This window comes from Dyadobacter sp. UC 10, assembly GCF_008369915.1.
Lineage (GTDB): Bacteria > Bacteroidota > Bacteroidia > Cytophagales > Spirosomataceae > Dyadobacter.
Genome location: NZ_VSRN01000001.1, coordinates 600322 through 613088, shown reverse-complemented (window position 1 = coordinate 613088; position 12767 = coordinate 600322). Strand labels below are relative to the sequence as shown.

The window sequence follows — 12767 nt, the reverse complement described above, 5'->3', positions numbered from 1 at the left end:
TAGTCGCGACAGGATAGATTTATCCTGCTGTATGTCGGTACTTAAACTCGTGGCGGACGAAAGAGCGCGCCTAGTGCAGCATTGTAATGTCCCTGCGGTTGGTCAGGGCCGTAATCCTGCTTGATGGGCCAGAGGGTATTTTTAAAGGTAAATGCATTTGAAAAAGGGACGAAAAGGAAGCTGGTATGCTGAATTTCGAACTTTTTGAAAGGCAGCTGCATATCCTTATCATCGTCGTTATCATCCATATCGTCGCCCCAGTAATGCATGGAGAGGAAGTCCATAAAACTGATATCCTGGTTCAACGTCTTGTGCTCTACATAATGACGGAGTAGCGTCGGCACCTTGAAAACCTGATACAGTGAGGTCGTATCGAGGATCAGGATGGTCAGCATGATATGTAAGATGAGCCTTTTCACGATCCTAAATTAGGTCGGGATAGTTGCTTGTGCAAGTAATAGTTTCAGGAACAGCATTCCGCGGCGGGGCAAAAAAGTGTAGCGGCTTACTTTTTCAATACCAGGATTCCGTAAGGTTTGGTCAGCGCTATCTCTTTTCCATTGAGCCAAAACGTTGAAAATTGATAATAGGAGCCACATTTGTGAGTGATCAGGTCGTAATCGAATTGCAGGGTATCGGTGTCGTTTTGGTTCAAATGCAATAATACTACCGATCGGAGGGACGCGTTCAATGGCGGATGAAGTTCGAAGAGAAAATCACTGGTGTCCAGCGGGGCTCTCGCGGGGCCAAACAAGGTATTGGCGGTTTCGGTAGTAGTCACTTTGACAGAGTCAGGGTAGTAGGGGCCTTTCAGGGAATCTACGAGGCTCGTTCCGTTTTGATCTACGATTTTAAGATAAACCGAAGTTTGCGAGGCGATCCGGTCGACGGTATCACTGCAAGGGTCGCAGCCGGCCAGCAGAAATATGCTGAGCAATGCGAATGCAATTAAGTAACGAAGATGCTTCATGTCGTGATGGCTAATATGGCTTTAAGTTAATCGAAATAAAGAATAGTTCCTTGCAGGGGAGGAAGGAGGAAGGGAGGAAAGGAGGAAGGAGGAAGCAGGAAGGAGGAAGGGAGGACAATTTTTTTTTCTCCTTCGTCCTTTCGTCCTTTCGTCCCTTCCTCCCTTCGTCCCTTCCTGTAGATTAACGCTACTTGGAAGAGAAAGCGCGGTTGACGCTATCGCCCCCTATTATCGCCGTAATCACCCCCCATTTTTTTGCAATATTTCCGGCAATTTTGTAGTGTGGCCAGGCGTGGCTGGTGTGCGATGCCGGTATTGAAGTGGTCGGGATTTTTGATAGGTACAAGTGCGAACGCTTTCATTCAGTTATTATTAACCATATTCCATTTATTTAAAAATGAGCAACTTAACAACTAACCAGGGCATTATTCCTTTTTTGTGGTTTGACGGACGCGCCGAAGAGGCGATGCATTTCTATACCACTGTGTTTCCAGGTTCAGAGATCATCATGCTGAAAAAATGGGGTGAGGGAAGCCCTTTTCCGGCGAACCAGGTGATGACGGGATCAATCCGCGTGCATGGCTTGCAAATGCATATGTTCGATGCCGGCCCGATGTTCAGGTTCACCGAGGCGATATCCTTTTTCGTTTCCTGCAAGGACCAGGAGGAGATTGATTATTACTGGAACAAGCTGACAGCAGATGGCGGCGAGGAAAGCATGTGCGGCTGGCTGAAAGACAAGTTTGGATTGTCCTGGCAGATTGTGCCCGCCATGCTGGGGCAAAAAAGCAGTACCGGCGAGCCCCGCCGGGTAGGACAGATGTTTCAGGCGCTTGGCAGCATGAAAAAGCTTAATATAGCTGAGCTGGAAGCTGCTTATAACCAGTAAGCATATAGTAATGGCGATTTATCCTTATCTGACATTTAACGGCAATTGCAAAGAGGCAATGCGGTTTTACCAGTCATGCTTTGGCGGCGAGCTGCGCTTCACATACCTCGGCGAAGCCCCTTTCGGGCGTGATTTGCCGGACGAAATGAAACAGCTGATCGTACAGGCAAGTCTGGAATCTGAACACATTCGCCTCTTTGCATCCGACCTGGGCAATGAGGAAGGGCTGTACGCAGGCAATAGCGTTTCGCTGCTGATCAGCATGGCGGGAAATGCGCATTTGAAATTTGTTTTCGATAAACTTTCCCGAAAGGGTGAAGTGACAGGCCCTCTGTCACCGGCTTTTCAAAAAGGCCAGTGGGCGACACTTACGGATAAATATGCAATCCAATGGATTTTCGAAGTGATCTGACCGTCGACAGCAAACAATAACATTAACTTAACGAGTAAGGAGCGTGATTGGCTACTTTTACCAGATAATAGTATCCCCACGCAAATGAACACTTACGGCAAACTCTTTCTCCTTTTCGCGCTATTTGGCGCACGCATTTCCCCAGCTCAGACAGCTACCGAAATTTCTGCTTTTCAGGTGAAGGAAGCCAAGCAGGCGGTCGCGGTAGACGATCAGTTCTTCTATGTCATCAACAACAGTACTATTGGTAAATACAGCAAAAAGGATGCGAAACTGCTCAAAACCTGGGATGGTGAAAAGGAGGGAATTAAGCACCTGAATAGTGGAGTTGTGATCAAAGGAAAATTGTATTGTGCCAACACCAATTACCCCGAAATTCCGATGGCAAGCTCAATCGAGATATTTGACGTCAATACGATGGAGCATATTGATAACCACAGCTTTGGTATTGCCCCGCACGGTTCGCTTACGTGGATTGACCGGAAAGACGGGTTTTGGTGGGCGGGTTTCGCACATTATGCGGGTAAAGAGGCAAGCGAGGGCCGTGATGTGCGCTGGACGGCGGTTGTCAAATACGACAAGGAATGGCGGGAACTCGAATCGTGGGTATTTCCCAAAAATCTGATCGCTCTTTTTACACCTAAAAGTAACTCCGGCGGCGGCTGGGGAAACGACGGTAAACTGTACTGTACCGGGCACGACCGCGCTGAACTGTATGTGCTGCAGCTGCCAAAGTCGGGCTTTACGCTCGAACACCTTGCCACGGTGCCCGCACCGATCGAAGGTCAGGGAATCGCGTTCGACAAATCCATAAAAGCTCCTCTGACGTTGTACGGAATCAAACGTTCAACGAATACCGTAACCATTTCAACAATAAAATAACCTGAAAATGAAGAGGATAACTACATTTTTTAAGGTGACCATTGTTTTAGTACTGGCTATTTCAACCGTCTTCGGGCAGGCCGGAAAGGAAACATCAAACACCAGGAATAAAACCCTGATTGTCTTTTTCGACGGGCTGCGGCCGGATTATATTACCAGGGAACAGATGCCTAATCTGTTTGCTTTCAAGGAAACGGCAAGTTTTGCCAAAAATCACCACAGCGTTTTTCCAACGGTCACGCGGGTTAATTCTGCTTCTTATGCGACAGGTTCTTACCCGGGCACGCACGGTTTACTGGGCAATGCGATTTATATTCCGGAGGTGGATCCGTTGAAAAGCATTGGTACCGGTCACGAGGATTTGATTAAAATCCCCGGCGCGACGGGAGGTTCAATATTGACATCCCCGTCACTGGGCGAAATACTGGAATCAGCCGGTGAGAAAATGATGGTTTTCAGCTCAGGAACGACCGGTCAGGCTTTTTTACAAAACCATCAGGCAAACGGTACCATCATAAATCCCGAACTGATTTTGCCGGAAACGTTCAAAACGCAGGTTTTAGCAGAAATCGGGGAAGTGCCGAGAGAAGTAGGCGAGGGGCTTGCGAAGCACAAATGGGTGACGGATGCATTGCTAAAGTACGGACTGGCTAAAGACGGGCCGCTCGTAAGTGCGATCTGGCTTTCGGATCCCGACGGTGCGGCACACAAAAACGGTATCGGTTCACCCGAGGCGGTGGAAGCGATCAGATTTGTTGACGGGCAGTTCGGGCGAATTCTCGAAGCGATGCAAAGCAGGGGACTTGATGGAAAGTATAACATCATTATTTCGACGGACCACGGGTTTGTAACGCAGATCGGCAGTATCAGTCTGACCGATTTTCTGATACAGGAAGGCTTAAAGAAAGACAAAGAATCTGATGATGTGATATTGGCTGAGGGAAGTATTTATGTCAAAAACCACGACCCGGAATTGATCAGGAAGATCGTGGCGAGTTTGCAGGAAGAAGAATGGATCGGGGCGATTTTTACAAAAGCCAAACAGGCGGGCGATAACCATGGCTGGGTGGAAGGCACGCTGTCATTTGATGCAATTCATTTTAATCATCCGCAGCGGACGGGCGATATTCTCGTGGCAAAAGCCTGGAACGATGTGAAAAATGAAAAGGGTTTTGCAGGGACAGATTACTCGAAAGGAAAAGCGGGGCACGGCGGATCGAGCCCGTACGAGATACATATTAATTTATTTGCCAAAGGCCCTGATTTTAAAAATGGGGCAGTAACCGAGCTTCCTACTTCGAACATCGATATCGTGCCCACTATACTCAGCATCTATCATATTCAGCAGTCCGCGCAAATGGATGGAAGGTCAATTTCCGAGCTGTTAAAGAAACCTTCCAGGGCGACAGGAACTGTACAAAAAGAGTTAATTAAAACGGAAGTAACGCACGATTGGGGGACTTACTTTTTAACGCTGGAAATGTCTGTTTTGGGTAGATATAAGTATTTCGATTTCAGTAAAACCGAACGGGTATTTAAGAAGTAATATTACATAATCAAAGTATTTAACCGGGCAGTTTCCATTGGAAGCTGCCCGGTTTTTTTATAATACCTTTTATTAAACTATCGGTTGCCGTTTGGTAATTCTCGCCTGTTTCATTTCAAATAAACTTCATATTGCCGATAAGTGACTACTTAATTATTTCTAAAAATAATTTATAAGTACAGCTTATGAAATCATCATTTATCATCTAAAAAACAAAGCCATGAAGCAAAGAAGTGTGTTTAAGAGTTTACCATTTCTTCTCACCTATTCCGAACTAACCGGAATGATTGAGGACGAATTACATTTTAACCTTTACTGAAATGACAAAACTGCAATTGATTTTAATAGCAATGACCGTGGCGAGTCTGATCCACAGCTGCAAACCAAAGCAGATTCTGCCCGAACCGACTCAGGAGGGGCTTAACACCTTCGGGGTGAAGATTGACGGGAAGGTCTGGCTGCCAAAAGGAAGCTTTGATTTTTTTGGTGCTTCTAAGCTCCACTCGTCGTATTACGAACATCTTGGTTCTCTGGGTATTACTGCGCAAAAGGCCACGAATCAGGAAGTGCTGAAACTGGTGGTTCTTGATATCAGGTCTGTCGGAAGTTACAAATTGAATGTGGATGATAAGCGGGCTTCGAAAACAGAGTATAGCGGAAAATTAGTCGATGACGAATATTTCGCCTATGCCGGTGGAACAAACACTGTGAATATTACCCGATTTGATACGGTCAACAAGGTAATATCCGGAACCTTTGAAGTTCAACTGAAAGGCAGTAAAAACAATATTATAAAAAATTTCTCACAAGGTATTTTTGACGTCAAATATGGAAACTAGATCAACATTCAAAATATTTATTACTTCTGCTTTGCTTCTTATTCATGCTTCAGCACTGTCGCAAGGCGATTTTTCAATCACTGCGAGTATTGGATATGCTGCCGCGCCGAATGAAGTTAAAACACATTTTTCAGTGCCGGGTGCAACTCCTGGTTCATCAGGTGATCCATTTTCTTATCAGGCAGCAAGCGGAAGATACTCAGTCTATCCTGCCTGGACCAATACTTCTGGAACAATATTAAAGCCAATAATCATTGCAGAAGGCTTTGATCCGACTGATAAGTATAGCTGTGACGGAATTATTTCCCTGTTAAATGGATCTATTGATAATTCATTTGACGATCTCGCAAATCAGCTCCGATTTCAGGGATATGATCTGATAGTGCTCGACTATGATGATGGAGGTCAGCTTATACAGAGAAATGCTTTTCTCTTGGTAAAACTGATCCAGCATATTAACGCGACGAAGGCTTCTGCCTGCCCTATTATTTTGGCGGGATTCAGCATGGGTGGAATTGTTTCCAGGTATGCTTTGAATTATATGGAAGCGAATGCACTTCCTCACAATGTCGGCTTGTTCTTCTCTTTCGATGCTCCGCAAAAAGGGGCTAACATCCCTTTAAGTATGCAGGATATGATTGACTGGCTGGATAATAATGTTGTTACCTATGGTTTAAGCGTGGAAATTCAGCACCAGGCACGGTCCATTCATTCCTATGCCGCACAACAGATGCTTATTTACCATACCGACTATATTAATGGTGATGTCGCCAATGTGAATCCGGCGTTTACCGGATTTTATAATCAGATGAAGGGTTTGATTGGGGGAATGGCTATCCGAAGAAATGCAAAATGATCGCTGCCAGTTTAGGGAACTGGACGGGACTCGGACAAGCCTATATGAATAATCTGAACAATTGGATAGATCATAATGGCAGTGTTCTGGCAACAAATCCGCTTGCTTTCAGCTTCTCCGGCGCCAAGAATGCACCATTTATTGGATACGCACTGTCTGGGATTGCATCCCCGCTTCCGTACAATATAACCGTCCCATTTTCTGGTTTGCCTTTTGCGATCATGTACATTTCAGTCGCCAGCGCGGTATTTACATCCAGCAATATCACTGGATATTATAACGCGCAGATACCCGCAGATGTAATGCCGGGTAGTTTTACCCCTATATTTCAACTGGTGGCTGAAAGTCTGAATGGGGTCGGTGTAAATTCAAATATCCGGATGCCCAATGGTTGCTTTATACCTACTGCAAGTGCACTCGATTTCGATACAAATGACTGGTATCATAATATCGCTACGGATCCCAACAAACTGGAAAAAACGCCTTTCGCATCCATATTTGCGACTGTCGGTAATTTTGATCACAGGAGACCTCTCGCAGACCATTTTGAGCTGGCGGAATGGATCATGAATGAGGTTTCGATTTTTAATGCGGCTGTGGAGGATTGTGAGGATGAGCCGCTGCCGGTGAAGTTGAGTAGTTTTCTGGCAAAAAAAGAAGGAGAAGTGGCATTGCTGAATTGGACAACTGTTTCAGAGGTGAATTTTGATCGTTTCAGTATCGAGAGAAGCGAAGACGGGAAGAAGTGGGTTGCTATCGGTACGGTTTTTCCTAAGAGTGATTTGACCTCCGATTATTCTTTTTCAGATAAGATTCCTCTGCCAGGAGCCAATTATTACCGACTGAAAATGGTAGATCGCGACGGTTCATTTGCTTACAGCGAGATTAAGGAGGTAGCGTTCGATGCAAAGAAAATATTTGTATACCCAAATCCTGCTGATAGCGACGATCGTATTCGTCTCATGAAAGGAGACCAAGTAATTTCAGAAATACAGATTTACAATAAAGCTGGTAAGCAAGTTTATCAATCGAAACTTCCGCGAGAGGAGATTGATATCAGAAAACTTTTATCCGGGCAATATATTATGAAAGTAATTTTTGAAAACGGGGAAGAAAATAGTCAGGTCTTTATAAAGAAATAGGTAATAAAAATAAAAAACTAAGCAGCTGATAGTCACTTTCAAGTGCTGATAGCTGCTTAGTTTGCAATGAATATTTTCTAGAACTTACATCACTTCACATAGACCTGATCCTTCTGTCATCACGCTTATTCTTTGCTTTTATTAAATACCAGATCGTAATAAATACCGGTATTCCGAGTGTTAGCCAGGACAATATGTCGAAAAAACCATCGCCGGTTAGTGCAGACAAAAGACCGATACCCGATAATATTCCAATGATCACCGGAATTCCCCAGACTTTCCAAAAAGTGCTTTTCATATTTAGATACTTATGGGATTATGCATTTTCATTTTGAGCCTGAACGGTCAGGATTTCTGTTTCATTCTTGCTTAATCTGCTAATATGTGCCCGGGTAGCCTTATTTCTGGCAAACCATAAGTATAAGCCGCTGCCGAGGATCACAATGGTCGCAATGTCAAACAGCGCCCAGATAATTTTCATAGGAAGTCCGCCGTAATCGCCAAAATGCAGTGGCTGCGAAATGAAAAGTGCATTCACGTACCAGGGCATATCGCGCATGTCTGTCAACTCGCCTTTTTTTGCATCTATCAGCGCAGGTTTGATGATTCTTTTTGTGAGCGGTGTGTTACCTTTTACGAAAACCGCGTAGTGGTGTTTACTGGTAAACGGCGTTCCCGGGTAGGCGATTAGCGACGGCTCCATATCCGGCGCTGCCTGCTTCGTCAGTACAATGGCCTGGTCGAGTGAGCTTAACTTGCCGGTGAGTGGCCCCGCAGTTTTGTAGGGTGCCGTCATTTCTGAAAGCTGTCCCATTTGCCACAGCCCAAGCACAATCTCCGAAGCAGTGTTGATGACCCCAGTAAAACCAACAACCACGCCCCACACGATCGTTACCACGCCGAGCAGGTTGTGCAGATCCAGCCATTTCAACCGGGTCGAGCGCTCGGTACGCACCATTCCGAAGTCAAACCGTTTCATGATCGGGCCGTAAAGCATAATACCCGACACGATCGCCGCGATAAACAGCAGTCCCATCAATCCGAGGAAAAGTTTGCCTCCGATGCCCATGAACATATCAATGTGCATTTGTAACATGATGTACATGAAGCCTTCCTGGTAATTGGGTGTTTCCAAAACTTCCGCCGTATGATCATCCATGATCACCGTTGTGTAATTGTCGGGTGCCGCATCAATGGAATCCGAAAGGCTGAATGCGGTGGTGTTGGGCTCATGCTCGTCCCAGTAGATATAGCGGATAACCTTTTCAGGATACTTTGCCAGCGCATTTTCTGACATTTTATCCAACCCCGCCAGCGGTGTCCCGGCTGGAACTTCCTTTGCCAGATGCGGCTTTCCTTCCAGTTCTTCGATCTCTTCATGAAATATCAGCGGGAGGCCGGTGAGGCAGAGCATCAGCAAAAAGGCTGTGCAGATAAGGCTCGTCCATTTGTGGATCTGAAACCAGGTTTGAATTTTTCTTACAGAGCTCATAGTTTGAAAGGTTATCCGGTGAATCCTGAATGCAATTATTCGCTTAACTTGGCAAAACCCTGGATGGTACCGTCGTGGTCAACTTTGAAAACGGAAGTTGCCGTTGTTCCATCGACGACGTAATAGCCGTCTTCGTTTACAGTGGTTACCTGTGTGTTCCCAACATTGGTGACTGTTCCGTTTCTCACCCACAGATACACTTTGCCGTCAATCTCGGTAATAGCCTGCTCGTTGGCATAAGCATAGTCGTGGAGCGGCATGCCTGTGATTTTTGTGTTCTGTTTGGTGCTCATATCATGGGTATAATAGTCGAAAATGCTGGCAGTCAGGTTCGAGTAATCCGTTTTTAAAGGCGTTGAAGTCATTTCATAATACACTTTGCCGCCTTTAATTAAAGCCATCACGATCGAGTTACCGTTCGGTGCCGTCAGAATCCAGTCTTTGTCAAAGTCGGTTTCACCCTTTTTGATGCGGATGATCGATGATTTTTCGAAAAGCATTTTTCCCAGGCCGGTTGAGTAAAGATATAATGCACCATCGTCGCCGATTGACCACATTTTATTTCCCGAAGAACCCCAGCCAATGCTGCGCAAACCGTCGTATTTGATGGTTTTTTCGTACTTCTCAGTTGCCATATCGATCACGGCGATTTCAACTGTATTGTAAAGATCGTCGCCATATCCCGCACCTGTTGTGGTTCCGTAGGTGATTCCTGCGTAAAGTTTTCCCTCTTTTGCCGCGATAGTATGCTGTCCGATCGATTGGTACTCAACGCCTGCCTTTTTCAGGTTCGAAAGATCTATTTCGCCGGTACGAAGCATCGTAGTCGGGTTAAACTTCTGTAATTTCAAAGTGCCACGGGTAGGGTCAAGGTAATAGCCTGTTGTTTCATTAACAACCAGAAACTGCGTTGAGCCTGCGATGAAACCTTCGTCTTTCATACTACCGTCCGCATTCACTGTAAACTTTTGCAGCCCTTCATCACCGGCGGCATTGGTACGGTTAAAAATCCATTTACCGAAAGTCCGGAAACCGAACGCGCTTTTCAGGCCCAATGTCTTTTCGTTTGTATTCTTTACTGTTCCGGTTGGAAAACCAGAAAGTGAAGTCAGGTATCCTTCTTCAAACCGCGTCGAGTTCGTCATCAGGACAAACTTGTCTTTGTCGTCAGGAGCCGGGTTTTCATTATTATCATCAGAAGTACAGCTGATAAAGGCAGTGGCGGCGAAAAAATAAAGCAGGTACTTAAATAATTTAATTTTCATGATATGGGGATTTGATAAAACGGTAAACTTATTTGAGGATATAATTGACTTTAAGATGCAAGCTGCGGCCGGCGTTCTGAATGCGGAAATTGTCGTAAACACGGGCGTTCAGGAAGTTCTTGGCCTGAAAACCGATTGAGAACCGCTCGCCGCCAGGATTGTAAGTGAAGCCTGCCGAATGCAAGGCCTGGTTTGGGATAATATTGGGAGCGTCAAACTTCGCTTTGCCCCAAAGCCCCAGAAAGCCGTCGGGTTCCAGCGATTTTGGTATATAGTCGAGATAATATTCCCGCACGAACGTGAAAAAATAATACAAGTGTATTTTCCCTTTTCCGCCTACGTGGTTAATCGTACTGTTCAGCCCCAGGTTGGCGAAAAAGTAAGGCGTATTTCTGAGGCGCGATTTTTCTTTAAGCCTGTTACTTGTATCAAAAAGGCGGAAATCCTGATAAGTAAAATTTCCATTCGCCCGCAGCCAGGGTTTGATAGACACGGTCAGATCGGTTTCAAGGCCCAATCCTTTCACACTTTCAACGTTCTGGTTTTGGGTAAATAAAAAATCGATCGGCATCCGTAAGATCAGATCTTTGGTAATGCGGTAAAAAGAGTTGATTTCCAGACTGTATGCATTTCTTTTTTCTGTCCGGAAACCGAGATTGATGTTTGTGCTTTTTTCGGGTTTCAAAAGAAAATTGGAGCGATGGAAATTACCATCTCCAAACATTTCGTCCTGCTCCGGAAGCCGCGTAGCCGCTTCTGCCGAGGCCCTGATGAAGGTATTGGGAGTCAAGGCGAATTTCAGCGCCTCCGCAATGCCAAAACTGTTTTCAGAGGTAGCCCGGTGTTCGCCCAGCGCTGTTCCGTAGATGTCTACATGGATGGTCGAAGTATTGTAATGGAAAAATTTGGCAATAAGATTGTTGGTGAGTTTGTCGTTAAAAAAAGAAGACTGGACTCCAGCTGCGCCGATGATTTTGTAATATTTGGCTGGAAGCGACAATATATCCTGCCCGGTTTCAGGCAAGGTAAGGCCCAGCGGATCACGTCCTGTGCGACCGATATGAGTTGAAACCACATTGATTTCAGCCAGGTGGTTTTCGCTCAGCTGATAACCAAGGTGAGTGCGGGAAGTGAAATAGGAGAATTTAATGTCCGACAATGTTCCGCGCATTGAAATCTCACCCCGGCGCGACGGGCTCGGGATAAAGTTACCGTACCAGTCGTATGTGCCTCTGACGGTGTCCACCTGTGTTGTGTTGATACTACTGGCCGTGAGAAACTGATCAAGGCCCAGCCTTCCGAATTTCTTCCGGTAACGAAGGGTCGGTATCACCGAATATTGCCTGCTGACCGACGCTCCAAACGGCTGTGCCATCGACGCGCCATACTGGTTTTGTCGGTTGATGTTAAACCAGGTAATCCCTGCGCGCAACTCATCTGCCCATTTAAGGTTTGTCAACCCGCCGTATGCTTCGGCATAGTAGTTGGTAAATTTGTTGTGGAACAGACGTACCGTAGCCGGAGTGCGGGCAGCAGTTTCCTGGTCTGTCACAATCACATCAACCTTATAATTGTTATCGGACTTGTTCAGGAATGCGTCTGCTCCCAGAAAGAAATGCCTCGTGGAATCGGTGTATAATGCATTTACTGATGCCCGGTGGGTATTGAACGAAGCAACCTCGTAAGATGCCTCGGCATAGCGATAGAGCGATTTTTTAGTCACCATATTCACGGCCCCTCCCAGCGCGTCGGCGCCCAGTGCGGTTGGTAAAACACCTTTGTAAACCTCTACACGTTCAAGCATATTGACGGGTACGAGCGAAATATTATACCCGGCACCCAGGTAGTCGAGCGGGATTCCGTCCCTGAAATTCTTAATCGCGCGGTCCTGAAAACCATTCATCATCAAACCGGCATTGGAGCCAAGCCCACCTGTTTGCCGGATGCGGATCCCGGCCGACCGGTTCATCAGTTCCACCAGTGTTGAAGGCTGTTCCTGTACTGCTTTTGTGTTAATTACCTCGGCCTTTATTGGCTGGAGCCTGGCCTGCTGCGTTTCTGTTTTGCCCAATATTTCCACTTCCGAAAGCTGTGTGTGGTCGTCTTGTAAAGTGAAAATCAGATCATTTTTTCTTAAATCTTTTTCTGACAGGGTTTTGACGAGTTTTTTATACCCGATAAACTGAATGCTGACCGTATATAAATTACGCGCCGGGGCGGCAATTCGAAATGCGCCGGAACTATCGGTTAATGCACTTTTGTCCAGACCGTTCAGTACCACCGCCGCTCCGACAAGCAGATCTCCCCGGCTATCTTTAACAGTTCCGCGAATGATATTTACATCCTGTGCACAGGAATTTTTGGCGCTAAAAATCAGGCAGTATATTAAAATAGAGGAGAGGAATAGAATTCTTGTCAATTCTGTATAGATTTGTTATTAAGACTGTTTAAAAATAACTGCAAAAGTAAGGGTA

At 45.8% G+C, this 12767-nt stretch carries 13 protein-coding genes; 7 read left to right on the top strand and 6 right to left on the bottom strand.

Annotated features, from left to right (window positions below; translation table 11 throughout):
* Nucleotides 1-41: 41 nt before the first annotated feature.
* Together FXO21_RS02295 and FXO21_RS02290 are read right to left on the bottom strand one after the other, a co-directional pair.
* Nucleotides 42-419, bottom strand: coding sequence for a hypothetical protein (locus tag FXO21_RS02295; RefSeq protein WP_149638582.1), 378 nt, complete (start codon nt 417-419; stop codon nt 42-44).
* Nucleotides 420-505: 86 nt separating this feature from the next.
* Nucleotides 506-970 (bottom strand): hypothetical protein, encoded by a 465-nt coding sequence (locus tag FXO21_RS02290; RefSeq protein ID WP_149638581.1) that lies wholly within the window; start codon nt 968-970, stop codon nt 506-508.
* 397 nt (nt 971-1367) lie between these two features.
* Here FXO21_RS02290 and FXO21_RS02285 point away from each other — a divergent pair, with 397 nt between their 5' ends.
* The 7 genes from FXO21_RS02285 to FXO21_RS02255 all read left to right on the top strand — a co-directional run bounded on the left by FXO21_RS02285 (nt 1368) and on the right by FXO21_RS02255 (nt 7536).
* The gene (locus tag FXO21_RS02285; RefSeq protein WP_149638580.1) at nt 1368-1859 is read left to right on the top strand and encodes a VOC family protein; all 492 of its coding nucleotides are present in this window, start codon (nt 1368-1370) and stop codon (nt 1857-1859) included.
* Nucleotides 1860-1869: 10 nt separating this feature from the next.
* Nucleotides 1870-2271 (top strand): VOC family protein, encoded by a 402-nt coding sequence (locus FXO21_RS02280; RefSeq protein WP_149638579.1) that lies wholly within the window; start codon nt 1870-1872, stop codon nt 2269-2271.
* A gap of 84 nt (nt 2272-2355) precedes the next feature.
* A complete protein-coding gene (locus tag FXO21_RS02275; RefSeq protein WP_149638578.1) occupies nt 2356-3153 on the top strand; it encodes a YncE family protein in 798 nt (265 codons plus the stop codon).
* Nucleotides 3154-3160: 7 nt separating this feature from the next.
* On the top strand, nt 3161-4699 hold the full coding sequence (locus tag FXO21_RS02270) for an alkaline phosphatase family protein (protein WP_149638577.1): 1539 nt from the start codon (nt 3161-3163) through the stop codon (nt 4697-4699).
* Between the two features lie 320 nt (nt 4700-5019).
* The gene (locus FXO21_RS02265) at nt 5020-5538 is read left to right on the top strand and encodes a DUF6252 family protein (RefSeq protein ID WP_149638576.1); all 519 of its coding nucleotides are present in this window, start codon (nt 5020-5022) and stop codon (nt 5536-5538) included.
* On the top strand, nt 5516-6394 hold the full coding sequence (locus FXO21_RS02260) for an esterase/lipase family protein (RefSeq protein ID WP_192579146.1): 879 nt from the start codon (nt 5516-5518) through the stop codon (nt 6392-6394). The genes FXO21_RS02265 and FXO21_RS02260 overlap by 23 nt, the downstream gene beginning before the upstream one ends.
* On the top strand, nt 6391-7536 hold the full coding sequence (locus tag FXO21_RS02255; protein WP_149638574.1) for a T9SS type A sorting domain-containing protein: 1146 nt from the start codon (nt 6391-6393) through the stop codon (nt 7534-7536). The genes FXO21_RS02260 and FXO21_RS02255 overlap by 4 nt, the downstream gene beginning before the upstream one ends.
* A gap of 94 nt (nt 7537-7630) precedes the next feature.
* On the opposite strand, the gene FXO21_RS02250 is transcribed toward FXO21_RS02255, so the two are convergent.
* The 4 genes from FXO21_RS02250 to FXO21_RS02235 are packed head-to-tail and all read right to left on the bottom strand — an operon-like array spanning nt 7631 to nt 12712.
* Nucleotides 7631-7834 carry a hypothetical protein gene (locus FXO21_RS02250; protein WP_149638573.1) on the bottom strand — a complete coding sequence of 68 codons (204 nt, stop codon included), beginning with the start codon at nt 7832-7834 and terminating at the stop codon, nt 7631-7633.
* 18 nt (nt 7835-7852) lie between these two features.
* On the bottom strand, nt 7853-9028 hold the full coding sequence (locus FXO21_RS02245) for a PepSY-associated TM helix domain-containing protein (RefSeq protein WP_149638572.1): 1176 nt from the start codon (nt 9026-9028) through the stop codon (nt 7853-7855).
* Nucleotides 9029-9063: 35 nt separating this feature from the next.
* A complete protein-coding gene (locus FXO21_RS02240) occupies nt 9064-10293 on the bottom strand; it encodes a hypothetical protein (protein ID WP_149638571.1) in 1230 nt (409 codons plus the stop codon).
* 28 nt (nt 10294-10321) lie between these two features.
* Nucleotides 10322-12712, bottom strand: a complete 2391-nt coding sequence (locus tag FXO21_RS02235) for a TonB-dependent receptor (RefSeq protein WP_149638570.1) — start codon at nt 12710-12712, stop codon at nt 10322-10324.
* Nucleotides 12713-12767: the final 55 nt, after the last annotated feature.

Bases quoted from the DNA above. Each gene is read 5' to 3' on its own strand.
- FXO21_RS02280 (WP_149638579.1), top strand. From the start codon at position 1,870: ATGGCGATTTATCCTTATCTGACATTTAACGGCAATTGCAAAGAGGCA.
- FXO21_RS02240 (WP_149638571.1), bottom strand. From the start codon at position 10,293: ATGAAAATTAAATTATTTAAGTACCTGCTTTATTTTTTCGCCGCCACT.
- FXO21_RS02275 (WP_149638578.1), top strand. From the start codon at position 2,356: ATGAACACTTACGGCAAACTCTTTCTCCTTTTCGCGCTATTTGGCGCA.
- FXO21_RS02290 (WP_149638581.1), bottom strand. From the start codon at position 970: ATGAAGCATCTTCGTTACTTAATTGCATTCGCATTGCTCAGCATATTT.
- FXO21_RS02265 (WP_149638576.1), top strand. From the start codon at position 5,020: ATGACAAAACTGCAATTGATTTTAATAGCAATGACCGTGGCGAGTCTG.
- FXO21_RS02285 (WP_149638580.1), top strand. From the start codon at position 1,368: ATGAGCAACTTAACAACTAACCAGGGCATTATTCCTTTTTTGTGGTTT.
- FXO21_RS02250 (WP_149638573.1), bottom strand. From the start codon at position 7,834: ATGAAAAGCACTTTTTGGAAAGTCTGGGGAATTCCGGTGATCATTGGA.
- FXO21_RS02245 (WP_149638572.1), bottom strand. From the start codon at position 9,028: ATGAGCTCTGTAAGAAAAATTCAAACCTGGTTTCAGATCCACAAATGG.
- FXO21_RS02255 (WP_149638574.1), top strand. From the start codon at position 6,391: ATGATCGCTGCCAGTTTAGGGAACTGGACGGGACTCGGACAAGCCTAT.
- FXO21_RS02270 (WP_149638577.1), top strand. From the start codon at position 3,161: ATGAAGAGGATAACTACATTTTTTAAGGTGACCATTGTTTTAGTACTG.